A 22726-nucleotide genomic window follows, 5' to 3' on the forward strand; every position below is an offset into this window, starting at 1 on the left:
GTTTAAGCCTGTTGGGGAGTCGTTTGAGCGTCATCAATCGCTCGCTGTGCGCGCCTGACCCGCTCGATATTTTTGTCAACGGCGCGTTCGAGCTTGTCTACGTTGGGCGCCTTGCCACTGCGAGCGTCTTCCAGCATGCTCTGCATTTTTTCCAGTTTGGCTTGGGCCTGACTCAGCTGTTGTTCCAGTTCTTTTATGCTGGGCACTGGCTCAATGGCAGGAATTTTGCCAGCATTTGCAGGTGCGAAGGTTTCAGGCGGCGCTGTGTCTTCTATTGATGGCAATGTTGAAGATTGTGTTGAGGGCTTGATGCGCTCAGCGCTGGCAGCCGCGGCTTTGGCCTTTTTACGGGCCAGAGCTTGCTCTACCAGGGCAGATTTGCCCGCGCGTTCGTCGGCTACCGTGCCGTTCTGAATCATGGTCCGGGCGTCGGCTGTTTTCTGCTCCTGAGCTTCAACCGCGGCCAGTGCCCGGTCCTTGCGGCGCTGATCTTTTTCCTGCTGTTCGCGATCAAGGCGCTGCTGGCGAGCTTCAAAGCGCACGCGAGCACGGCCAGATTTTTGCTGTTCGGCGCGCTGCAGGCGAATTTCACCTTTGGCAAAGCGGTAATACTGCACCAGAGGAATGGAACTTGGGCACACGTAGGAGCACGCGCCGCACTCAATGCAGTCAAACAGATTCAGGTGTTCTGCTTTCTCAAATTCTGTGGCTTTGGCGTGCCAGAACAATTGCTGGGGTAAAAGCTCCATTGGACAGGCCTCGGCGCAATGGCCGCAGCGAATGCACGGCTGTTCCGGCGCTGGTGTGGGCAGTTCGCTGGCGCTGGCGGCGATTACGCAGTTGCTGGTTTTTATCAGCGGAATGCCCGGGCTTGGCAGCGTATAACCCATCATCGGGCCGCCTAGCACCAGGCGCGACAGGCGCTGTTTGTCCACACCGGCGCAGGCCAGCAAATGGCTGGCCGGGGTGCCGATCAATACCTCAAAGTTGCCGGGTTCGGCCAAGGCTTCGCCGGTGGCCGTTATTACTCGAGAGATCAGTGGTTTGCCTTGCAAGATAGCATCGGCCACGGCCACCGCGGTGCCGATGTTCTGGCACATCACGCCGATATCGGCGGGTATACCGCCGCTGGGTACTTCCTGGCCGGTCAGAATCTGGATCAGCTGTTTCTCACCGCCTGAAGGGTACTTGGTAGGAATTACCGCAATCTCGGTTTTGCTGCCCTCTGCCGCTTGACGCATGGCGGCAATGGCTTCGGGTTTGTTTTCTTCAATACCGATCACCACCCGCTCCGGGCGCAGCAGCCAGGCCATTATGCGCAGCCCGGTCATTACCTGGTCTGCTTTCTCGCGCATGGTCATGTCGTCGGCGGTAATGTAGGGCTCGCATTCGGCGCCGTTGAGAATCAGGGTGTCGACTTTGCGGTCTACAGACGGCCGCAGTTTGATGTTGGTTGGAAAACCGGCGCCGCCCAGGCCCACAATGCCGGCCTGACGAATCAGCGCCAGCACCTGATCACGCTCCAGTTTGCGATATTCTGGCTGCGGCACCAGCTCGCACCAGCGCTCCTCGCCATCCGGTATCAGCACCACGCAGGTGTCGCTCATACCCGACGGGTGCGGCACGGGCTCCAGGGAAATACGCTCAACGATGCCTGACGTGGGCGCGTGCACTGGTACGCCCATGCCGTTGCCTACCTGGGCGATGACTTCACCTTTCAGCACCTTTTGCCCAGGCTCGACAATACAGCGCGCAGGCTCGCCAATGTGCTGTTGCAACGGCAGTATCAATTTCGCGGGTAAGCCCGCGGGGCGGATGGGCCGACTGTTGGATTGGCTTTTATTTTCTGGCGGGTGTATGCCGCCGCCAAAGTTCCACAGCTGGGTCATAACAGGCTCGCTTCGCGGGTTTCTGCCTGGCTGTCGGTGGCAATCACGCGGGCATCGGTAGCGCTGGGCATTTCATTTGGTGCCTTATCCAGTACGACAGGCGGTGCCCAGGTCCAGCTGCGGATGTCCGGTTCGATGACGATCATGTCGATACAGTCAACCGGGCAGGGCTCCACGCACAAATCACAGCCGGTGCATTCGCTTTCTATCACTGTGTGCATGTGTTTTGCGGCGCCCAAAATGGCGTCTACGGGGCAGGCCTGGATGCACTTGGTGCAGCCAATGCATTCGTCTTCGCGAATCACGGCTACCCGCTTGGCTTGGGCAGCGCCGTGTTCGGCGTCCAGAGGTTGGGGTTCTACGTCCAACAGGTCGGCTAGGGCGTTGATGGTGGCTTCACCGCCCGGCGGGCACTTGTTGATGGCTTCGCCGTTGTTGATGGCTTCAGCATAGGGTCGGCAGCCGGGAAAACCACACTGGCCGCACTGGGTTTGCGGCAAAAGCGCATCTATCTGATCGACCAGCGGGTTGCCTTCTACCTTGAAGCGCTCGGCGGCAAAGCCCAGCAGGGCCCCAAACACGGCGGCCAGGCCTAATAAAACGGCAACTGCGATGACGATATTTGTCCACATAAGCCAAGGACTCCGTTACACGCTGACCAGGCCGGTAAAACCTAAAAACGCCAGGGCCATGAGCCCCGCGGTCACCATACCGATGGCTGCGCCGCGAAAGGCAACGGGCACATCGGATACCGCGATGCGCTCGCGCATGGCGGCAAAAAAAATCAGCACCAGGGAAAACCCAAGTGCGGCACCAAACCCATAAAGCAACGATTCGACGAAATTGTTGTTGCGGTTCAGGTTTAGCAGGGCCACACCCAACACCGCACAGTTAGTGGTAATCAGTGGCAGAAAAATGCCCAGCACCCGGTACAGCAGGGGGCTGGTTTTGCGTACCACCATTTCAGTGAACTGCACCACCACCGCTATCACCAAAATGAAGGTGATGGTTTTCAAAAACGCCAGATTCAAAGGTTCTAATAAATAGGTGTACGCCAGATAGCTGCACACCGACGACAATGTCAGCACAAAGGTGGTCGCCAGCGACATGCCCATGGCGGTTTCCAGTTTGCCGGACACCCCCATAAACGGGCACAGGCCCAGAAACTGAACTAGTACGAAATTGTTGACCAGTATGGTACTGACCAATATCAGCAGGTACTCGGTCATGTTCGTTTCGGGCCTCGCTGGCTGCTCACAATTTAGGGCTTACGACTTAATAGCACTTACATTATCCGCATGCCGGGTGTGGCGCCGGAGTCTGGCGACAGAATAAAGATGTCTTTGCCGCCGGGGCCAGCTGCCAGCACCATGCCTTCGGACAGGCCGAATTTCATTTTGCGGGCTTTCAGGTTGGCGACCATCACGGTTAAACGGCCTTCCAGTTCTTCGGGCGCGTAGGCTGACTTAATACCAGCAAACACGTTGCGTTCGCCATGTCCCACGTCAAGTGTCAGGCGTAACAGCTTGTCGGCGCCCTGTACGTGCTCGGCTTTGATGATTTTGACCACCCGCAGGTCCACCTTGGCGAAGTCGTCAAACTCGATTTCCGGGCTAATGGGCTCCAGTGGTGTTTCTGGCGCGGCTTCTGCCGGCGCTTCAGCCGCCGGCAGCTGTTCTTTCGAGGCATCGAGCATTTTTTCGATCTGCGCCATGTCCACCCGGCTCATCAGCGGCTGAAACTTGTTGATGCCGTGATCTTGCAGCAGCTCGGCGCGGTTGTTCCAATCGAGCTTGGCGTTCAGGAAAGCTTCCGAGGCGTCAGCGGTTTTTGGCAGCACCGGCGCAAGGTAGGTCATCAATAGGCGGAACATGTTCAGCGCGTTGGTGCAGATGGCCTGAAGCTTTTCGTCTTCGCCTTCCTGCTTGGCCACTACCCAGGGTTGTTCGTCGTTGACGTACTGATTGGCAATATCCGCCAGTTCCATGATGCGGCGCATGGCGCGGCCGAACTCGCGGTTTTCGTAGTAACCGGCCAGCTCTTCGCCGGCGTTGATGAATTCGTTGAGCTTGTCGATCTCGGTGACTTGTCCCAGTTTGCCGTCAAAACGCTTGCTGATAAAGCCGGCGCTGCGGCTGGCTATGTTAACCACCTTGCCCACCAGATCCGAGTTTACCCGGGCGGCAAAATCGTCCAGGTTCAAATCCATGTCATCAACGCCGCCGGTGAGTTTGGCCGCAAAGTAATAGCGCAGGTACTCCGGATTCAGGAAGTCCAGATAGGTGCGGGCCATGATAAAGGTGCCGCGGGATTTGGACATTTTTTTGCCATTAACGGTCACAAAACCGTGCGCCCAAACCGCGGTGGGCGTGCGGAAACCGGTGTCGTGCAGAATAGCCGGCCAGAACAGGGCGTGAAAATTGATGATGTCCTTGCCGATGAAGTGGTAAACCTCGGCGGTGGAGTCGGCTTTCCAGAAGTGTTCGAAATCGATGCCTTCGCGGACGCACAGGTTTTTGAAGCTGGCTAAATAGCCGATGGGTGCGTCCAGCCACACATAAAAATATTTGCCCGGCGCGTCGGGCACTTCAAAGCCGAAGTAGGGCGCGTCACGGCTGATGTCCCAGTCGTGCAGGCCAGCGTCCAGCCATTCAGCCAGCTTGTTGGCTACCTGCGGCTGCAGGGTACCGCTGCGAGTCCATTTGGCCAGGAAGTCGGCAAAATCCGGCAGTTTGAAGAAAAAGTGCTCGGATTCTTTTTCGATGGGTGTGGCGCCTGACACCGCCGAACGAGGGTTGATCAGCTCGGTGGGTGAGTAGGTGGCACCACAGACTTCGCAGTTATCGCCGTACTGATCGTCGGTTTTACACTTGGGGCAAGTGCCCTTGATAAACCGGTCGGCCAGAAACATGTTTTTTTCAGGGTCGAACGATTGGGTAATTGTGCGAGTCGCAATGTGCTCGTTCTGCTGCAGTTGACGGTAGATAAACTCTGAAAACTGGCGGTTCTCGTCAGAATGGGTGGTGTAGTAATTGTCAAATCGGATCAGGAAGTCGCCAAAGTCTTGCTGATGTTCCTGGCGAATGCGGTCAATCAACTGCTCGGGGGTAATACCTTCCCGCTCGGCGCGGAGCATAATGGCGGTGCCGTGAGCATCGTCGGCGCAAACGTAATAACAAGTATGGCCGCGCAGTTTCTGGTAACGCGACCATATATCAGTCTGGATGTATTCCAGCAAATGGCCCAGGTGGATGGGGCCGTTGGCATAGGGCAGGGCGCTGGTGACCAGAATGTCCCGTTTTTGCTTCGCACTCGCTTGCGTCATGGTTGAGCTTGAACCTTTGCTGGAATTGAATGTAGGCCGCGAATCGACAAAACACCCCCGCGCGGATTTGCGCACGGAACGCGAGTATTCTGTATGGCCAGAATTGGGTACAAATGATACCTTCCACGCAGAATTTTTTCATCCGAAACCCCGTTTAAGTGCCGCATTACTGGCTTGAACTCTTTCTGTGCTGCCCCTAAACTCTCCCGGAGTGATGTTATGACCACGATTTCCCGCCAGGCCCTGGAAGCAGCCATTCGCGAATACCGCGATCCGTACCTTGAAAAAGACCTGTACGAGCTGGATGCGGTAAAGAAGCTGGACGTGGACAAGCGCGGCAAAGTCACCTTGATGGTCGAGTTGCCTTATCCGTCCAAAGGCATAGCCGGGGCTTTGAGGCAGCTGGTTGGGAATGCGCTGGAATCGGTTGAAGGTTTGGAAAGCTCGGACATTCACGTGGCCCAAAAAATCCACGCCTACAAAACCCAGAAAGAATTGCCATCGATTCCCGGGGTTAAAAACATTATTGCTGTGGCTTCCGGTAAAGGCGGCGTGGGCAAATCCACCACTGCGGTGAATCTGGCTCTGGCGCTGCAGCACGAAGGCGCCCGGGTGGGCGTGCTGGATGCCGATATTTACGGCCCCAGCGTAGGTATGATGCTGGGCGTGCCGGATGGCCAGAAGCCGGAGGTGCAGGAGCAAAAGTACTTTATTCCCATTGAAGCCCACGGTTTGAAAACCAGTTCCATGGCGTATCTGGCTAACGACAAAACCCCGATGATCTGGCGTGGCCCAGTGGTCACAGGTGTTCTTATGCAGCTGCTGCAGCAGACTCTGTGGGGCGAATTGGACTATCTAATCGTGGATATGCCGCCGGGCACCGGTGATATCCAGTTGACGCTGGCGCAAAAAGTACCGGTAACCGGCGCGGTGATCGTCACTACGCCGCAGAATATTGCCGTGATGGACGCCCAGCGCGGTATCGAAATGTTCCGCAAAATGGACATACCGGTGTTGGGTGTGGTGGAAAATATGAGCGTGCACATCTGCAGTAACTGCGGCCATAAAGAAGCGCTGTTCGGCGCCGATGGCGGAGCGCGCATTGCCGATGACTACGACACCGTATTGCTGGGCCAGTTGCCACTGCACAAAACCGTGCGCGAGCAAACCGATGGCGGCAAACCAACGGTGGCGGCAGAGCCGGACTCGGAAGTGGCGCGGCGCTATCTGGACATTGCCCGCCGAGTGGGGGCGGAGTTGTCAAAGCGTGAACGCAATTTAAGCGGCGCTATTTCCAGCGTGTCGGTCACCGGCCATTGGAATTCGCACTAAAACTGGCCAACAGTTAAACTGTCGCCCTTTATAACTCCGGGATATGAGAAACCAGCATGAGCATTAAACCCGACAAGTGGATTCGCCGCATGGCGCAGCAACACAGCATGATCGAGCCCTTTGAGCCCGGCCAGGTGCGTGAATCGGAAAAGGGCCGGGTCATTTCCTACGGTACCTCCAGCTATGGCTACGACGTGCGTTGCAGCAACGAGTTCAAAATCTTCACCAACGTGCATTCCGCCACGGTAGACCCGAAGAATTTTGACGAAAACAGCTTTGTTAACATTACCAGCGACGTCTGTATTATCCCGCCCAACTCGTTTGCGCTGGCGCGTACTGTGGAATATTTTCGCATTCCCCGCAGTGTGCTGACCATCTGCCTGGGCAAGTCCACTTATGCCCGCTGCGGCATTATTGTCAACGTCACTCCGCTTGAGCCAGAGTGGGAAGGCCAGGTGACATTGGAGTTTTCCAACACCACCAACTTGCCGGCGAAAATTTACGCCAACGAAGGGGTGGCGCAGATGCTGTTTTTCGAGGCGGACGAAGTGTGTGAGACCAGCTATAAGGACCGGGACGGCAAGTATTTGGGCCAAACCGGCGTCACGCTGCCGCGCACATGAACGCCAATCAGTTTTTGAAAGCAGTACAGCAGCTACAGGGCTGGCGCGAATGCGCGTTTTTGCTATCGCTGGCCGAGCGGGCGTTTCCCAATTACGCCCTGTTTGCCGACGCCATGGAACTGAAAACCGGCGCCAAAATGCGCCAGATTCTGGATGCGGGATGGAATCTGTTAAAGCCAGAGGCCATAGAGACGGCCATTCCCCAGTGGCTGCGCAAGCTGGAAGCGCTGTCGCCAGACGTTGAGGATTACGACGCCTACGGCGTTTACCCCGCGTATGATTTCTGTCAGTTGCTGGAGCAGGCGCTGTTGAACCGGCTGAATCCTGGCAAGCATAGGGCGACAGAGGCTTCACAGCTTGCCACGGCCACCGTGATGAGTTTTGTTGAGGTTTCGGAAGCCGAAGAACTAAGCGAAGACGAGCTGGTGCGCCTGCTGGACCAGCATCCTCTGATGAAAGAGGATAAGTTGTTCCAGCGTGATTTGGTGTTGGAGCTTAAGCGCCAGCGTGTGCCGCGGCAGGAATTTATCGACACCCTGCGGCAGCGCGCGGAAAATGAAGGCGTTAGCAATCTGGGCATTTCACTGTCCGATTAACATTGACTGAATAACCTTGACCGAATAAAACCGCTCAACCAACGCTGTTCAATTAACGGACGGGATCTGATGAAACTCTCTGCGTTTGGCCAGAAATTTACGGCGGATGCCGGTATTACCTCGTTGATGGACGATTTAGGCAATGCCATGGCCTCGGGTGATGACCTGATCATGATGGGCGGCGGCAACCCCGGCCATATTCCTGAGATACAGCAGCGGGTTCGGGAGATTCTGGTTCAGATCAGCCAGAGTGACGCCGATATGCGTCGTCTGGTGGGCGTTTATGATCCCCCTCAGGGCGAAAAGCAGTTTATCGCCGCGTTGGCCAAATTGTTGAGCCGTGAGTACGGCTGGGACCTGACCAGCGAGAACATTGCGCTCACCAACGGCAGCCAGGCAGCCTTCTTTATGCTGTTCAATATGTTCGGTGGCGACTATGGCGATGGCGTGCACAAACACATTCTATTGCCGCTGGCGCCAGAATACATCGGTTACGCCGACGCCGGCATAGACGCGGATCTGTTTCACGCAGTACAGCCTGACATCTCCTTCACCGACGCCCACGAGTTCAAATACCGGATTGATTTTGACGCGGTAGAAGTGACCGGCGAAACCGGCGCTATTTGTGTGTCCAGGCCAACCAATCCCACCGGTAACGTGATCACCGACGACGAGCTGGCGCAATTGGAAACCCTGGCGCGGCGCCAAAACATCCCGCTGATTGTGGATGGCGCCTACGGCACACCGTTTCCCAGCCTGTTGTTTACCGAAGCCAAACCAATCTGGAACGAACAGATCATTCTGTGCCTGAGCCTGTCCAAGCTAGGTTTGCCTGCGGCCCGCACCGGTATCGTGATTGCTGCGGCACCTACCATCAAGGCGCTGGCGGGCATTAATGCGATCATGAATCTGGCTACCGGGAGCTTTGGTGCCATGCTGGCGGAGCCGTTGGTGCGCTCGGGGGAGATCTTGACCCTAAGCCGTGACGTGGTATGCCCGTTCTACAAGGCCAAAATGCAGCGCGCCGTGGCAGCGTTCACCGGGGCCATGGACGATGCGCCTTGCCGCTGGTATATCCACAAACCCGAGGGCGCGATGTTCCTGTGGCTGTGGTTTCCGGATTTACCGATTACCAGCCTGGAACTGTATCAGCACTTGAAGCTTCGCGGTGTGCTGGTGGTGTCTGGCCATTACTTTTTCCCGGGACTGCCTGAGGACGGCTGGAAACATCGCAACGAGTGTCTTCGGGTAACCTACTCCCAGGACGACGAACGGGTTGCAGAAGGGCTGCGAATTATTGCCGAAGAAGTTAAAGCGGTATGGGTAGAAGCTGAAGCTGCGGACTGATGCCCGCAGCCCAGGCCCATATTAGAGCTGTTTTATGCTTTTCAGGTTGAGCTCGTAGCGGCTGCCATCAGGCTCGGTTTGCAGCAATTGCACCAACATGTGGTCGAATTTCGGGGCGAACCACATCAGTGTCTCCCGCTTGGCGCCTTCGCCCCTCAGTTTTTCCACCGTCAGAGCGTTCATCTCGCCTTGAGGTGTTTCGATCGGCCCCTCGTTAATAACTGCAAACTTTTCCTTGTCCAGCCGGCCGTGGCGTACGTAGCGGTACTCCATTTCCCGTTTTCCGGCCTTGATGTCTTGGTGCAACTGCAACTGATAGCCCAGTGGGTCCAGCAGGCCGGGGCTAAGGACGACTTCGAATGCTTTATCCTTATAGCGGCCGGTCGCAAGATTTTGCTTCCAGTCAAAGTCGATGGATTCTTCACGGTCGCGAATCAGCAAACCTGAGAGCTTATAGCGGTAGCGCAAAGGAATGACCTGACCGTCCTGCCACTTTAGAACCACCGATTCTTCAATATCGGCTACAAACGATTTTACCGAGGTGCGATAAAGCCAAACGCCGTTATTCTGATCACTCAGAATGCGTTTTGCGCTGCCGCTCAAGGTAATACCCTGCTCGATAGACGCGGAAAAAGAAGCCTCGAAAGGCGTTAGCCTGGGGGCCCCTGAAGATTCGCCATCCACGTCAGCCAGCGCAGGCGCGACAAAGACAATCAGGCACACCGACAAGGCCAAATTGAGCAGCAGGGATAAACCCGTAAAAGCGGATTCAGCCAGGGATTTTTTCTGCATGACAGCCTCCTCAGGTACAGCGTTCGGGCGATTAGTTTGCGGGCAATACCAAAGGCCCGGGCAGCGCCTGGCCATCAAACAAAACCCGTTCAGCCCCCAGTTGCACGCGGCCTTCACAGCACCAACGAACCACAATAGGATAAAGCACATGCTCCTGAGTCTGCACCTTCAGCGCCAGGGTTTCAGCGTTATCGTCCGGGCCCACTGGGATCTGGGCCTGGGCAATAATCGGCCCGCCATCCAGTTCTTCAGTGACAAAGTGCACAGACGCGCCGTGCATTTTGTCACCGGCATCCAGGGCGCGCTGGTGGGTCTTCAGGCCGGTGTATTTTGGCAGCAGCGAGGGGTGAATGTTCAGCAGCTGGCCGCGGAAGGCGCGCACAAAACCCTCCGTCAGAATGCGCATAAAACCGGCCAGCACAATCAGATCCGGGTTGTGGCGGCGGATTTCCTGCATGAGAGCACCGTCGAATTCATCGCGACTGCCGTAGTGGCCGTGCTCAATCACAAAGGTGGGAATGTTGGCATGGGCCGCTCTCGCCAACGCTGGCGCCTTGGCCTGATTACTGCCAACCGCCACTATGTCAGCCGGGTAGTCACGCTCGCGACTGGACTCGATCAGCGCCTGCAGGTTGCTGCCCTGGCCCGATACCAGTATCAGAATCTTCGGGCGCGGTGACGGATTCGCTTTCATTTCGCCAGCAGCCCTGGCTGATAGCTTACAACGCTGTCGGCCTGGCGGTCCGAGGCGGCTTCAATCGTACCAAGATGCCATGCCTTTTCGCCCATGGCATTGAGTGTGTCCAGTGTCAGCGACAGTTGGTCCTGCGGGACGCAGAGCACCATGCCAATGCCGCAGTTAAACGTGCGGTACATTTCCTCAGTGGCCACGCCGCCGGCGTCTTTCAGCCATTGGAACACCGGCGGTAGCTGCCAGCTGGCGGTATCAATTGTGGCTACGGTGCCTTTGGGTAGCACGCGGGGTATGTTCTCGGGGAGGCCACCGCCGGTAATGTGTGACAGAGCGCGTACGTCAATATCGCGAATCAGCTTCAGCAGATTTTTGACATAGATGCGTGTCGGGGCCATCAGGGCCTCGGCCAGGGTGGTATCGCCAATTGGCTGGTTCAGATCGGCGTTGCTGACTTCCAGAATTTTGCGGATCAGCGAATAACCGTTGGAATGCGGGCCGGAAGAGCCAATCGCCAGCAGGGCATCACCCGGGCGCACGCGGCTGCCGTCAATAATGTCAGCGCGCTCGGTTATGCCAACACAAAATCCGGCAAGGTCGTAGTCGTCACCTTCGTACATGCCCGGCATCTCAGCGGTTTCGCCACCCACCAGCGCGCAGCCGGCCAGCTCGCAGCCTTCGCCAATGCCTTCAACCACGCTGGCAGCGACTTCTACGTTCAGTTTGCCGGTGGCGTAATAGTCCAGGAAGAACAGGGGCTCGGCGCCACCCACAATCAGGTCGTTCACGCACATAGCGACCAGGTCGATGCCGATGGTGTCGTGTTTTTGTAACTGCATGGCCAGGCGCAATTTTGTGCCTACGCCGTCGGTGCCGGACACCAGAACCGGCTCTTTATAGCCAGCAGGAATGGCAACCATGGCACCAAACCCACCCAGGCCGCCCAGCACTTCCGGGCGACGGGTGCGTGCCGCTGTCGCTTTAATGCGGTTGACGAGTTCATTGCCGGCGTCAATATCAACGCCTGCGTCGCGGTAAGTCAAAGAGGGCTTGTGTTCGCTCATGGAGGTGTAAACCGTTGGCCAGTGGGTCAAGGCGCGGATTTTAGCAGGTGCAGTGAAGGGTACCAACCGTAATTGCCACGATTCCGCCTCAAGGCTGGTGCGGCGCAGCGCTACTCAGGCCAGGGGGCTTGGTGTATCCTGTTTGATATCCATGCAATAGCCGGGTTTTTACATGCCTGAATTTCAAAAAAGCTCCGTGTCTAACGTTCAAAGATCAATCGAATTCAAAGCGTTGTCAGAGTTTTTCTGCAACCGCGTCGTTAACGCTCTGGCCCGTGTCAGGCAATCCGCTGTGCGCTGGGCGCTGGCGGCAATGTTGCTGCTGGCGGCTCAGGCTCAGGCGGTAACCGTGAACAATCTTTACTCTGCCAACGTGGCTCTGCAAGGCTCTGGACAAGAGGCGTTATCGGCGTCTTACAGCGCAGGGCTGCGCGAGGTGCTGGTGCGCGTTGCCGGCAGCCGTGGAGTATTGGAACGCGAAGGTATTGATGCGGTGCTTGGTACAGCCGAGTCCATGCTGACGTCGTACCAGGTTCTAAGTGCAGGCGCTGAAAGCCGGGTGCAGATGAGCTTTGGCGCGGTAGCGGTTACCCAGGCACTAGCCTCAATTCAGGCGCCGGTGTGGGGCGCCAACCGGCCACTGACATTGGCCTGGGTTGCGCTTGAAGAGCAGGGTGAAAGGGCATTGATTACCGATACCGGCCCTCTTGATGGTGCCAGCGCGGAGTTCCGCTCCGGTCTTGAAAACGCATCGCGGGTACGCGGCTTGCCGCTGGTTTTACCGGTGGCGGGGGCGGCAGGTAATCGCGAGTTGCTGTCGGATATCTGGGGCCAGTTTGTTAGCCGTGTACGCAGCACTTCCAATGATATTGGTCGTGATGTGATGGCGCTGGTGCGGGTTAGTCGCAGCGGTGATCAGTGGCGCGCAGGCTGGGTGATGGACGGCTTCAGCGCTGATAGCCCTGGGGAGCAAGTGGTGAGCGCTGACTCGCCGGCGGCCCTGGCGCAGGCTCTAGTCGATCGCTGGACCGAACTTTATGTTAGCCGTTACGGAGCAAGCGGAGGCGAGGCGGGCAAGCAACCCACGGTGGATTTAGTGCTGCAGGGCGTAACCGGACTGGCTGACTACGCCGAAGTAACCCGAGCCCTGGCGCAGATTAATGCTGTTGACAGCGCTGCACCGGTTGAAGTGAAAGGCAGTGAGCTAACCCTCCGCCTGACATTTTCTGGTGAGTTGGACCAGCTGCGTGAGTACATTATGCTGGATTCCCGCTTAGTGTCGCAGCCAGCAGCGGTTGGACCGTCTGAGGAACAGGCTTTGCAGGCGCTGTATCCGGTTCTGATCTATCGCTGGAAGCCTTCGCCGGTCCCGGCGGTGGTGCGTTAAGATCGATGTGAGGAGGGCGCTTTGAGCTTGCATCATTGGCGCTGGATTCCGAACGCCCTGACCTTTCTGCGTGTTGCGTTGATTGCTCCCTTCGCTATCGAGTTGCACGCAGGCAGCTATTCCACGGCATTGATTATTTTTACATTGGCAGCAGTGACTGACGGCGTGGACGGGTATCTGGCCCGCCGCTTTGACTGGCGCTCCCGCTTTGGCGCCATTGTCGATCCGCTAGCGGACAAAGCTTTGCTCATTACCGCCTATTTAATGCTGGCATTGGGTGGAGTGTTTCCTTTGTGGCTGTTTTTGCTGGTGCTGGGGCGCGATCTGTTAATTGTTTGTGGCGCGCTGATATTTCACTACGGAATCGGCAGATTCGAAATGGCTCCGAGCCTGATGGGCAAATTCAACACCGCGATTCAGATTTTTGCAGTGCTGCTGGCAATGCTGTTGCAGGTTATCACCATGGCGCCGCCATGGATAAACTCGGCGCTGGTCTGGCTGGTTGCTGTATTCACAGTGCTTAGCGGTGCGCACTATCTGCTCGCTTGGAGCTTACGGGCATGGAGGGCCAGGTTGTCGTGACAAATTCACAGCTGATTCTGGGTGTAAAATTACGTGATGATGCCCGCTTCGACAACTTCCACGGCGAGCGCAACGCGGCCGTGGCCGAGCGTTTGCAGCAGGCGTGTCAGCCTCCGGTAACGGTGCCAGTGGTGGTGCTGTGTGGCGATTCCGATACGGGCAAAAGCCACCTGTTACAGGCCTTGTGCCACTACGCTGAGAGCCAGTCGTTGTCAGCAGTTTGCATAAGCATTACCGAGCTGGGGCCGTTCGGACCAGATGCGCTGACTGGGCTGGAGCAATTTAACCTGGTGTGCCTAGATGATCTTGACAGCGTCGCTGGTCAGAACGGCTGGGAAGAGGCGGTTTTTCATCTTTACAACCGTATGCTGGATGCCGGCCACCAGCTGGTTGTGAGCTTGTCAGACGTGCCCGCGTCTTTACCGTTTATTTTGCCCGACTTGTCTTCCCGTCTCAGCCACGGCCTGACTCTGCAGCTGGGCATTTACCGGGATTCAGATCGCAAGCGCATTCTGATGGCCCGCGCAGAGCAGCGGGGCCTGGTGATGGCTGACGACGTTGCCGGATTTATTCTGCGCCGCGCTCCGCGGCGCCTGGGTGACTTGCTGGCCATTCTGGACTCGCTGGACGAAAATTCGTTGCAGGCTCAGCGCCGGCTGACCATTCCGTTTGTGAAAACCGTAATGAACTGGTAACGGCGGCCGCTATGAGCGAACGCCAACACACAAGTAAGGAGACAAGCGATGAGACGGGTGGTATTCAATCAGAAAGGCGGTGTCGGCAAGTCCAGTATTACCTGCAACCTGGCCGCAATCAGTGCAGCTCGCGGCAAGCGCACTTTAGTGGTTGATCTGGACCCCCAGGGTAATTCAACCCATTACCTGATGGGTCGGCCTGCCGCGGAGCTTGACAATAACGCGGCTGACTTGTTGGAGCAGACCTTGGCATTCACGGTGTTCAACCGGCGCCCGGAAGAGTCGTTTGTGCACGCAACGCCTTTTGAGAACCTGTGGGTGTTGCCTTCAAGTCCGGAGTTGGAATTTCTTGAACGCAAGCTTGAAGCCAAACACAAAATCTACAAACTGCGTGAAGCCCTGAAAAAGCTGGATCAACATTTCGACGACATTTACATCGATACCGCGCCGGCCCTGAATTTTTACACTCGTTCGGCGTTGATTGGCGCCCAGCGTTGCCTCATTCCGTTTGATTGCGATGACTTCGCGCGCCAAGCGCTGTACGGCATCATTCACGAAATTCAGGAGCTGCAGGAGGACCACAACCCGGAGCTGAGCATTGAAGGTATTGTTGCCAATCAGTTCCAGGCCCGCGCTAGCCTGCCGGTCAAACTGTTGGCTGAATTGGAGCAGGAAGGTTTGCCGGTGCTGTCGGTACGCTTGTCCAGCTCGGTGAAAATGAAAGAGTCACACCAGTGTCATCAGCCGCTGATTCATATGGCACCGCGACACCCGCTGACCCAGCAGTTTGAAGATCTTTACCGGCTGCTTCACGGCGAACCACTGGCTGCCGACGCGGCGCTGACGGCGCAAGAATGAACCCCGCACTCGACACCCTAGGCCATGCCCACCAAGTTGCCGACCGCCTGCTGGCCATTGAAATTAAGCTGCGCCAGATGAATTGTTGGCAAAACGAGCCTCTGGCGGCGGGAAAGTACCTGAGCTGCGAACCGTTCTGCCTGGATACCATGAGCTTTGAACAGTGGTTGCAGTTTGTGCTTTTGCCGCGTCTGAAACAGCTGGTTGAAGACGATCAGCCGTTACCCACGGTCAGCGGCGTGGCGCCGATGGCAGAAGAGCACTATCGGAGCGGCTCGGATCCTGGCCAGGCGTTGATCCGTGAACTGGCCGCCCTGGACGAACTGCTGGGCGCAAAGCCCGGCTGAGCGTTGTTGCCAGTTCACGAAATGTCATAGCCGCTTAGGCGTCGAGGCGCATGGACAGATCTACGGCCCGCAGGTTTTTTGTCAGCGTACCCAAAGATATAAAGTCCACACCGGTTTCGGCGATGGCCACCAGTGTGCTGTCGTCAATACCGCCAGAGGCCTCAAGGCGTGCTTTGCCCGCAGTTTGCGCCACTGCTGTGCGCATATCCGCCAGGGAAAACTCGTCAAGCATTATTATGTCGGCACCGGCATCCAGCGCCTGCTGCAGTTCGTTCAGATTTTCGGTTTCCACTTCTACCGGTTTACCCGGCGCCAGTTTCCGCGCTGCATGAACAGCGGCGGCAATAGAGCCGCAGGCCGCAATGTGGTTTTCTTTGATCAGAAAAGCGTCCCACAATCCCAAACGGTGATTACGGCAACCGCCACAGGTGATCGCGTATTTTTGCGCCAGGCGCAAGCCGGGCAGAGTTTTTCGGGTATCCAGCAACTGCGTGCGGGTGTGGCTGATCAGCGCCGCGTAACGAGCGGCTTGGGTGGCGACCGCAGACAGGGTTTGAAGCCAGTTTAAAGCCGCACGCTCGGCGCTTAGCAGGCTGCGGGCCAGACCGTTCATGCGGAACAGCAGTTGGCCGGGTTCGACATGCTGGCCGTCTTCCACCTGCCAATCCAGAATAACCTCGCGGTCAACCTGGCGAAATACTTCGGCTACCCATTCGCGGCCGGCAATAACGGCGTGTTCGCGGGTAATCACGCGGCCGCTGGCGCGGGTGTCGACGGCGATAAGTTGTGCAGTAATGTCACCGTCGCCAATGTCTTCGCGCAGACTGTGGGCAACCGTTTCAATTCTGGACTGGCGCAGAAGTTCGGCACTGATCATAGTGTGGTGTCCGTAACGGCAGAGAAGTTAGGTGCACGCGGCACAAATAGGCAGAAGCGGAGTTTATCGCGCCCGCCGGCGTTCGCCAACCGCCGCGCACATGTTACCGGGTGTGATCCAGCTCAAGAGTCTACAAAACATGACAAATCCTGACACATACTGACGCAAGAAGGCTTTATGATAAGGTCTGGTAGTGGTTTTAGGTCTGCCAGGGAGCAGGTGGCTCGGGGTGAACAGGAGGTAAATACAGTGCAGGACAAAAAAGTTGTCAACATCACCGGACAAGGTTCGACGTCCCGCTTTTTTTTGCCGACTGCGTTAATCCTGTTAATGGACGCGTCTGCCCAGAGTATCCGTACCGTACTGGATCAATTTTTTGACCGCGCTGACGATGCCCTGTTCGAACTCGCCGATCGTGCCGGCACCGATCAGGAGCAAACACGCTATTTTGACGCCATGCGTGAGCTTCGGCTGCGTCGTAAGTCGATGACGGTAGCGGTGTTGCAGCACGTTAGTCAGGCCTTCAATGATATTGGCAAGGCCCGCCCACAGAACACCAATCCAGGCCTCGACAGCGTTGATGAGGGTTCCCTTAGCCTGCTGGATCACGCCGAACTTGAGCAGCAGGTGGCCATCGATAATATGGTCACAAAACTGCGTTACCAATACAGCGAAGCATTACGTCACCTGGGCTTGCGCGTGCGCCATCTGCTCCCCGGCGTTGCTCTGGAAGATGACCAGATGCCCTTGTGCCCGGAAGTGCTGTGCGGTGGACTGGCCGAGGCCAGCAAAAATCTTGATGTTGACATAAAAGCACGGCTGATCGTGCTGAAACTGTTTGACCAACTGCTGGTAACTAGCCTTGGCGATGTGTACCACGGCGCCAATCAAACCCTGATTAAAGAAGGCGTACTGCCTGACAGCAAAGCTGTCAGCCCGGTGCAACCGGCCCGCAGCCGCCAAGGCGCGCCTGTGCCGCCGCCATCCGCAGCGTATCGAGAGGCAGATGGGTACGGTGTGGGGCAGCCTCAGGCAGAGGTCTCTGCAGCTACTTTTTCGCAACTAAGCGCGCTGCTGCGCCAGGGTCAGCCTGCTTACAGCGACGGTCAGGCTCCTGCCAGTAGCGGGCAATGGCTGCAAACCGACGCCCTTCTGACGCGGTTGAGCCAGGTTCAGGCAGTATTTGGCAAGGACCCCGGTGCGCCGCTGGTACCTCTGAGCCAGCAGCTGCAACCGGTGTTACAGAATTCGTCTGGCCAGTCACTGCGGCCCGGCCAGGTGGACAACGACGTTATCAATCTGGTGGCTATGTTGTTCGAGTTTATTCTGGACGACCGCCATTTGCATTCGGTGATGAAAAGCCTGTTGGGGCGGCTGCAGATACCGATGCTGAAAGTAGCGTTAACAGACAAGAACTTTTTTAACCGCGGGGGTCACCCCGCACGCAAGTTGCTGAACGGAATGGCACTGGCCGCCACTGGCTGGACTGAAAAGCGCCTCGGCCAGCGCGACCCCTTACTGGACAAAATCCGCGCATTAGTAAACCGGATACTGGAAGATTTTTCCACAGACGTATCGCTGTTTAACGAGTTACTGGACGATTTCAACCGGTTTACGGATCTGGACCAGCGCCGCCGTGACTTGGTAGAGCAGCGCCTGCGGGATGCAGAAGAAGGCCGTGCGCGCCATGAACAGGCAACCGCAGACGCCAAAGAGCTGCTGCATAAGGCAATGGATGGTCGGCTGTTACCCGAGCCGGTGCAGGATATTCTAAATGGCCCCTGGAGCCACTACTTGCATTGGCTGGCACTTCATGAAAGCACAGAAAGCAGGGCATGGCAGCGAGCCAAGACGCTAACCAAGCAGCTGATCTGGACCATCGACCCAGTACCCCTGACAGCAACGACCCGTGAGTTGTTGCAGCAAACCATACCGCAGGTTATTAAGCAGTTGCGGGGGGCTCTGGAAGGCGTGGCCTGGGATGGTTTGTCGGTAGAAGCGGTTATCCGTGATCTGGAATTGGCGCACCTGGACGTGTTTCAGCGCCTGGTGATTGCGCCCAGTGAATCCACCGATAATGATCATGCTCGCACTGATGACAACCGGGAAGCGCCTGCTGCTAGGGCGAGTGTTGCACTTTTAGACACTACAAAAACGACAGAAACGACAGAAGTTTTAGCCGACGTCAGTCACCCGGCGTCTGCTTTGCCATTTGCCACAGATGCCCCCAAAGAGACGGTAATTGCCCGCGCGCCAGAGTCGGAGATTGCAGGGCCTACAAGAGCCGAGCCGGTTGTTGCCGAGGAATGGCTGGCCAAAGCCGAAGGTTTGCGGGTTGGTTGCTGGCTTGAGCTGAATCGCGATGGCAGTCAGATTCGCTGTAAGCTGGCGGCGTTTATTCGGGCGGTAGACAAGTACATATTTGTAAATCGCAGCGGTGCCAAAGTCGCCGAGTACCGCCGCAATGATCTGGCAGAAATGATGGCCCAAGGGCATATTGAAATACTGGACGATGGTTTGATTTTTGACCGGGCTCTGGAGTCGATTATTGACAACCTGCGCACCAGTCGCCGCTTTTGATGGTTGCAGCGCGCCGTGGCACGCGGTGATGCTTTGTGATTCAATCGGAGGTACTCCACTTCGCTGAATCAGGATCCGCCTTGCCTCAAACCCCGCACTCTGTGTTTACCCATGCCTCTGAGGCGGCAGCCACACTGCGCGCAAACGGCAGAATAAATGCAGCCCTCTGGCGACCATCTCCTAATTTTGGTGCGCGGCCCGCGGCCAGCCAAGTAAGCCTGATTGTTGTGCACTGCATCAGCTTGCCGCCAGGTCAGTTCGGGGGCCCTGAAATTGAAGATTTCTTCTGCAACCGGCTAGACATCAAGGCCCACCCGTATTTTCAGGCCATCGCCAAAATGACTGTTTCAGCCCATCTGCTGATACGCCGTGATGGCACGCTTATTCAGTTTGTCAGCCTGCTGGACCGTGCCTGGCACGCTGGCCGTTCCCGTTTTTGCGGCCAGGACGAGTGCAACGATTTTTCCATTGGGATTGAGCTTGAAGGCAGTGACGATGTGCCTTACACCAAGGGTCAATACCAGGCGTTGTCCGCTGTTTGCCAGCAAATTATGGCGGCCTGGCCAAAAATTGGCGTTGATGAGATTACCGGCCACAGCGACATTGCGCCGGGGCGAAAAACCGATCCAGGGCCGGCGTTTGACTGGTCGCAGCTGCATCAAAGCCTGGCAAAACCGACAAAGGACAGTTTATGACTCTGCTTGTATTTATGCTGGCTTACCTGCTGCGGCGACGGCTGGATAGTCGCGATCAGCTTGATGGCCATCAGCTATGGCGCCGCTGGTTTGAAGGCTTGGGGCAACGCCTGCCGCAAAGTTTTCCTGAAAGGACGAGTGCTTTGGCGCCGTTATTGGCGGTGGCTATTCCGACCGCCGTGGTGTGGCTGGCGCAGAGTTACTGGCACCACCACCACTGGCTCTTGGTGGGTTGGTTACTCGAATTGTTATTGCTTCTGCTGTTGCTGGGGATGCCAGGCTGGCGTCAGCCTCTGGCACATTACGCCCGGGCATGGCGCCGTGGTGACATGCAGGCAGCCTGGCGCTATATCCAGCATCTGCTGCCGGCGCATCAGCGCGGTGCAGCGCTATCGCCTGAAACCATGCAGATGGCACTCTCTGAAGCGTTAATGGCGCAAGTATTCTGGCGTTATTTCATGGTGCTGTTCTGGTACGCGGTGGGCGGCATTTCTGCCGCGGTGTTGGCGAGCGGCTTGGTTGCATTGGGGCAGAGCTGGCCGCAATCTGGCAAATGTAGCCAGTGTGAGCGTTGGCGCGAATGGGGCGGTTGGTTGCCGGCGCGGCTGCTAGCGCTGACCTTTGGCCTGGCCGGTGATTTGGCCGGCTGGCTCCGGCAACGGCGCCAAGCCCGGGGCCACTGGCAATTGCCCGCGTCGGAGCTGCTAATGGCTACGGCCAATGGCGCTTTGACCGGTTACGCGCTAGACCCAGGCCGGTTTGCCTCATTGCATCCGCAAGACTGGCAGAGCTATGGCGAGCGCAGCCTGAACGCCATTCGAGACCTGCTTAATCGCAGTATGCTGGTGTGGCTGTGTCTGTTGGCATTGATGGTGATCGCCGGCGTGGCCTAGCCGAGTGTGGGGCATGCTGTTACATTTCCTAACAAAAAAAAGCTAAGGTTTTTAAGGTTTTGGGCGGCAATCAAGTTGAATAATAAAAATTCAGAATTTAATAAAACGGCGAAACATGTGAAAAAATTGATTGCTCCAGCCATTGCGCTGATGAATCGGCTGCCAATGATTTTTAAATTCAGCCTCATTAGCTTCCTCTTTTTGCTGCCCATTGCCGGGCTGTCCTGGTTGGTCATTACTCAGCTTAACCATTCCGTGGCAATCACGACCAACAGCAAGGCTGGCTTAACACAGTTAGAGCAAGCCGATGAACTCCTGCGCCGCGCTATTGACTATCGCGATTATCAATCGGTAGCGGCATTCAGCGACGATAAGGAGCTGCATGCCCGTGCAGACCAAGCGTCTGCGGCTGTTGATGCCGCAATTGCTCGCTTGAACAGTGTCGCTCCCGAGTTTGATCGCGGTGGAGTATGGGCCGCCCAAGCCAACCAATTGCGCGAGGCCTGGAATACTCTGCGTACCACGCAGGTAATTAATAACCGGTTTGACGCCCAGTTCACCTATAACCAAGAGTTTGTGCAGAAAGCGTCAACCCTGTTACCCGCTACCGTTGAACTGTCGGGCCTGGCGCAAACCGATTCGCGGGAAAATCTGGTGTTGTTGAAGTTATTGGGCGACTCTTTGCCCGAGGCGCGCAGTGCGATCGGCCAGGCTCGATCCTATGGCATTTACGCGTTGCTGGAAGGGCAATTAAGTTATGATCTGGGCGATCAGCTGAATCGGATTTACGATCACTTGACTAATCAGGCCTCTTTGCTCAGTCCCGCGTTGACGGTGGCGCAGGAAGCGGCGCCTTTGCTGGCAGCCCACGCTGCCGGTGTACAGAAAGTCAGCACCAGCCTGCTGCAAACCCAAGCTTTTGTGGACGCCAACGTATTGACGCCAGTGCGCCTTGAGATGAGCTGGGAAACCTATGACAGTGCTGTGAGCGGGTATTTGCTGGACCATCAGCGCCTCGGCGCTGTGGCATTTAATGGTTTGTTGCAAAATCTGGGCGACCGTCTTCACTTCGAAACCACTCAACGCACGTTGATTATCGTTTCGCTGCTGTGCGTGCTGATTCTAGTGGTGTATCTGTACATTGGATTTTTCATATCAGTACGCACCGCCATCAACCGTTTTGCCGATTCTGCGCGGCAAGTGGCATCGGGTGATATGACCGCTCGCATCGAACTTAGCAATCGTGATGAACTGGGTGAACTGACTGGCGAATTTAACAGCATGACTGACCGTATTGCCAGCCTGATCCGCTCGGTGGGTAACACCACCGCAGAGGTAGATCAGCAGGCGAGCCGGGTAAATGCTACGGCGGTAGCGACCAGCGATGCGGTGAGTCGGCAGATGCACGAAAGTGAGCAGATTCAAGAGGCTATGAGTCAAATGACGGGTGCGGTCAATGAAGTGACCGAGAGCGCCCATCGGGTAGCTGATAGCGCCGGAGCTGCCGAAAAAGATACCAAGACCGGACGCCAGACTGTGGCCAACTCGGTGACGACGATTCACCAGTTGGCGACGGAAATTTCCGGCGCTGTAGACGCGATTCAGAGGGTCAGCTCTGATAGCAGCGACATCAGCAAGGTGCTGGTGGAAATCAAGGCTATCGCGGAACAAACCAACCTGCTGGCTCTGAATGCGGCCATCGAAGCGGCTCGGGCCGGCGATCAGGGTCGTGGTTTTGCGGTCGTAGCCGACGAGGTGCGGTCATTGTCTCAGCGTACTCACAAATCCACTGAAGAAATCGAAAAGATGATTTCGCGTCTGCAGAGTGGCGTTAAAGGGGCGGTCACCGCGATGACAAACAGCCATCAGGTGACGGAGGCGACCGTGCAGAAATCTGCGCTGGTGACCGAGGCGCTGAACCGCATTGCTGCCGGCATTTCGACCATTGTCGATATGAGTCAACAGATCGCCCAGGCAGCAGAGGAACAATCGGCGGTCGCCCGTGACGTTAATACCAGCGTGGCGCAAATTGGCGAACTGGGCTTGGCGACGGCGCAAAACGCCCGGGGCACATTGGACTCGTCCCAGGAAATGTCACGGCTAACGGCGTCGTTGCAGCAACTGGTAGAGGCCTTTCGGGTCTAGGAGTGAGA

21 protein-coding genes are annotated in these 22726 nt (G+C 56.7%); 13 read left to right on the forward strand and 8 right to left on the reverse strand.

Annotated features, from left to right (window positions below):
- Positions 1-2: 2 nt before the first annotated feature.
- Genes rsxC through metG form a run of 4 tightly spaced genes read right to left on the reverse strand, consistent with a single transcriptional unit; the run spans position 3 to position 5214 of the window.
- Complete coding sequence (gene rsxC, locus ATI45_RS01690; protein WP_098418003.1) at positions 3-1889, reverse strand: electron transport complex subunit RsxC; 1887 nt, start codon at positions 1887-1889, stop codon at positions 3-5.
- A complete protein-coding gene (gene rsxB, locus ATI45_RS01695) occupies positions 1886-2521 on the reverse strand; it encodes an electron transport complex subunit RsxB (protein ID WP_098418004.1) in 636 nt (211 codons plus the stop codon). The genes rsxC and rsxB overlap by 4 nt, the downstream gene beginning before the upstream one ends.
- 15 nt (positions 2522-2536) lie before the next feature.
- Positions 2537-3118, reverse strand: a complete 582-nt coding sequence (rsxA, locus tag ATI45_RS01700; protein ID WP_018403478.1) for an electron transport complex subunit RsxA — start codon at positions 3116-3118, stop codon at positions 2537-2539.
- Positions 3119-3174: 56 nt separating this feature from the next.
- The gene (gene metG / locus ATI45_RS01705) at positions 3175-5214 is read right to left on the reverse strand and encodes a methionine--tRNA ligase (RefSeq protein ID WP_098418005.1); all 2040 of its coding nucleotides are present in this window, start codon (positions 5212-5214) and stop codon (positions 3175-3177) included.
- A 219-nt stretch (positions 5215-5433) separates the two neighbouring features.
- Here metG and apbC point away from each other — a divergent pair, with 219 nt between their 5' ends.
- From apbC to ATI45_RS01730, 4 genes are all read left to right on the forward strand, one after another.
- On the forward strand, positions 5434-6546 hold the full coding sequence (gene apbC, locus ATI45_RS01715; protein ID WP_098418007.1) for an iron-sulfur cluster carrier protein ApbC: 1113 nt from the start codon (positions 5434-5436) through the stop codon (positions 6544-6546).
- Between the two features lie 56 nt (positions 6547-6602).
- Positions 6603-7169, forward strand: a complete 567-nt coding sequence (gene dcd, locus ATI45_RS01720) for a dCTP deaminase (RefSeq protein ID WP_098418008.1) — start codon at positions 6603-6605, stop codon at positions 7167-7169.
- Positions 7166-7765, forward strand: coding sequence for a YjaG family protein (locus ATI45_RS01725; RefSeq protein ID WP_018403483.1), 600 nt, complete (start codon positions 7166-7168; stop codon positions 7763-7765). The genes dcd and ATI45_RS01725 overlap by 4 nt, the downstream gene beginning before the upstream one ends.
- A 69-nt stretch (positions 7766-7834) precedes the next feature.
- The gene (locus ATI45_RS01730; protein ID WP_098418009.1) at positions 7835-9112 is read left to right on the forward strand and encodes a valine--pyruvate transaminase; all 1278 of its coding nucleotides are present in this window, start codon (positions 7835-7837) and stop codon (positions 9110-9112) included.
- Positions 9113-9133: 21 nt separating this feature from the next.
- Here ATI45_RS01730 and ATI45_RS01735 read toward each other — a convergent pair whose 3' ends face one another.
- The 3 genes from ATI45_RS01735 to purM are packed head-to-tail and all read right to left on the reverse strand — an operon-like array spanning position 9134 to position 11659.
- On the reverse strand, positions 9134-9904 hold the full coding sequence (locus ATI45_RS01735; protein WP_098418010.1) for a DUF3108 domain-containing protein: 771 nt from the start codon (positions 9902-9904) through the stop codon (positions 9134-9136).
- A 31-nt stretch (positions 9905-9935) separates the two neighbouring features.
- Positions 9936-10598: a phosphoribosylglycinamide formyltransferase gene (purN, locus tag ATI45_RS01740; protein ID WP_098418011.1), complete on the reverse strand. Its 663-nt coding sequence runs from the start codon at positions 10596-10598 to the stop codon at positions 9936-9938.
- A complete protein-coding gene (gene purM / locus ATI45_RS01745) occupies positions 10595-11659 on the reverse strand; it encodes a phosphoribosylformylglycinamidine cyclo-ligase (RefSeq protein WP_098418012.1) in 1065 nt (354 codons plus the stop codon). The genes purN and purM overlap by 4 nt, the downstream gene beginning before the upstream one ends.
- Positions 11660-11831: 172 nt before the next feature.
- On the opposite strand from purM, the gene ATI45_RS01750 reads away from it, so the two are divergent.
- From ATI45_RS01750 to ATI45_RS01770, 5 genes are read left to right on the forward strand one after another with little or no spacing between them, the layout of a single operon-like run.
- A complete protein-coding gene (locus ATI45_RS01750) occupies positions 11832-13046 on the forward strand; it encodes a DUF2066 domain-containing protein (protein WP_228735907.1) in 1215 nt (404 codons plus the stop codon).
- Between the two features lie 21 nt (positions 13047-13067).
- Entirely contained in the window at positions 13068-13628 is a 561-nt protein-coding gene (locus ATI45_RS01755) for a CDP-alcohol phosphatidyltransferase family protein (protein WP_098418013.1), read from the forward strand.
- A complete protein-coding gene (gene hda / locus ATI45_RS01760) occupies positions 13607-14323 on the forward strand; it encodes a DnaA regulatory inactivator Hda (RefSeq protein ID WP_098418014.1) in 717 nt (238 codons plus the stop codon). The genes ATI45_RS01755 and hda overlap by 22 nt, the downstream gene beginning before the upstream one ends.
- A gap of 48 nt (positions 14324-14371) precedes the next feature.
- The gene (locus ATI45_RS01765; RefSeq protein WP_098418015.1) at positions 14372-15181 is read left to right on the forward strand and encodes a ParA family protein; all 810 of its coding nucleotides are present in this window, start codon (positions 14372-14374) and stop codon (positions 15179-15181) included.
- The gene (locus ATI45_RS01770; RefSeq protein ID WP_098418016.1) at positions 15178-15528 is read left to right on the forward strand and encodes a YqcC family protein; all 351 of its coding nucleotides are present in this window, start codon (positions 15178-15180) and stop codon (positions 15526-15528) included. The genes ATI45_RS01765 and ATI45_RS01770 overlap by 4 nt, the downstream gene beginning before the upstream one ends.
- 34 nt (positions 15529-15562) lie before the next feature.
- Here ATI45_RS01770 and nadC read toward each other — a convergent pair whose 3' ends face one another.
- Positions 15563-16405, reverse strand: a complete 843-nt coding sequence (gene nadC / locus ATI45_RS01775) for a carboxylating nicotinate-nucleotide diphosphorylase (protein ID WP_098418017.1) — start codon at positions 16403-16405, stop codon at positions 15563-15565.
- Between the two features lie 249 nt (positions 16406-16654).
- Between nadC and ATI45_RS01780 the strand changes: the two genes are divergently transcribed.
- The 4 genes from ATI45_RS01780 to ATI45_RS01795 all read left to right on the forward strand — a co-directional run bounded on the left by ATI45_RS01780 (position 16655) and on the right by ATI45_RS01795 (position 22718).
- The gene (locus tag ATI45_RS01780; protein WP_228735908.1) at positions 16655-18985 is read left to right on the forward strand and encodes a DUF1631 domain-containing protein; all 2331 of its coding nucleotides are present in this window, start codon (positions 16655-16657) and stop codon (positions 18983-18985) included.
- A gap of 80 nt (positions 18986-19065) precedes the next feature.
- Complete coding sequence (gene ampD, locus ATI45_RS01785) at positions 19066-19680, forward strand: 1,6-anhydro-N-acetylmuramyl-L-alanine amidase AmpD (RefSeq protein WP_228735909.1); 615 nt, start codon at positions 19066-19068, stop codon at positions 19678-19680.
- Positions 19677-20573 (forward strand): regulatory signaling modulator protein AmpE, encoded by an 897-nt coding sequence (gene ampE / locus ATI45_RS01790; RefSeq protein ID WP_098418019.1) that lies wholly within the window; start codon positions 19677-19679, stop codon positions 20571-20573. The genes ampD and ampE overlap by 4 nt, the downstream gene beginning before the upstream one ends.
- Positions 20574-20690: 117 nt before the next feature.
- On the forward strand, positions 20691-22718 hold the full coding sequence (locus ATI45_RS01795; RefSeq protein WP_098418020.1) for a methyl-accepting chemotaxis protein: 2028 nt from the start codon (positions 20691-20693) through the stop codon (positions 22716-22718).
- Positions 22719-22726: the final 8 nt, after the last annotated feature.

Origin of the sequence: Marinobacter sp. LV10MA510-1 (genome assembly GCF_002563885.1) — a bacterium.
Classification (GTDB): domain Bacteria; phylum Pseudomonadota; class Gammaproteobacteria; order Pseudomonadales; family Oleiphilaceae; genus Marinobacter.

Excerpts from the sequence above, each read along its gene's own strand:
- ATI45_RS01735 (WP_098418010.1), bottom strand. The coding sequence starts at position 9,904 with ATGCAGAAAAAATCCCTGGCTGAATCCGCTTTTACGGGTTTATCCCTG.
- ampE (WP_098418019.1), top strand. The coding sequence starts at position 19,677 with ATGACTCTGCTTGTATTTATGCTGGCTTACCTGCTGCGGCGACGGCTG.
- dcd (WP_098418008.1), top strand. The coding sequence starts at position 6,603 with ATGAGCATTAAACCCGACAAGTGGATTCGCCGCATGGCGCAGCAACAC.
- ATI45_RS01765 (WP_098418015.1), top strand. The coding sequence starts at position 14,372 with ATGAGACGGGTGGTATTCAATCAGAAAGGCGGTGTCGGCAAGTCCAGT.
- ATI45_RS01750 (WP_228735907.1), top strand. The coding sequence starts at position 11,832 with ATGCCTGAATTTCAAAAAAGCTCCGTGTCTAACGTTCAAAGATCAATC.
- ATI45_RS01770 (WP_098418016.1), top strand. The coding sequence starts at position 15,178 with ATGAACCCCGCACTCGACACCCTAGGCCATGCCCACCAAGTTGCCGAC.
- apbC (WP_098418007.1), top strand. The coding sequence starts at position 5,434 with ATGACCACGATTTCCCGCCAGGCCCTGGAAGCAGCCATTCGCGAATAC.
- hda (WP_098418014.1), top strand. The coding sequence starts at position 13,607 with ATGGAGGGCCAGGTTGTCGTGACAAATTCACAGCTGATTCTGGGTGTA.
- purN (WP_098418011.1), bottom strand. The coding sequence starts at position 10,598 with ATGAAAGCGAATCCGTCACCGCGCCCGAAGATTCTGATACTGGTATCG.
- purM (WP_098418012.1), bottom strand. The coding sequence starts at position 11,659 with ATGAGCGAACACAAGCCCTCTTTGACTTACCGCGACGCAGGCGTTGAT.
- rsxB (WP_098418004.1), bottom strand. The coding sequence starts at position 2,521 with ATGTGGACAAATATCGTCATCGCAGTTGCCGTTTTATTAGGCCTGGCC.
- nadC (WP_098418017.1), bottom strand. The coding sequence starts at position 16,405 with ATGATCAGTGCCGAACTTCTGCGCCAGTCCAGAATTGAAACGGTTGCC.
- ATI45_RS01725 (WP_018403483.1), top strand. The coding sequence starts at position 7,166 with ATGAACGCCAATCAGTTTTTGAAAGCAGTACAGCAGCTACAGGGCTGG.
- ATI45_RS01730 (WP_098418009.1), top strand. The coding sequence starts at position 7,835 with ATGAAACTCTCTGCGTTTGGCCAGAAATTTACGGCGGATGCCGGTATT.
- rsxA (WP_018403478.1), bottom strand. The coding sequence starts at position 3,118 with ATGACCGAGTACCTGCTGATATTGGTCAGTACCATACTGGTCAACAAT.
- metG (WP_098418005.1), bottom strand. The coding sequence starts at position 5,214 with ATGACGCAAGCGAGTGCGAAGCAAAAACGGGACATTCTGGTCACCAGC.
- rsxC (WP_098418003.1), bottom strand. The coding sequence starts at position 1,889 with ATGACCCAGCTGTGGAACTTTGGCGGCGGCATACACCCGCCAGAAAAT.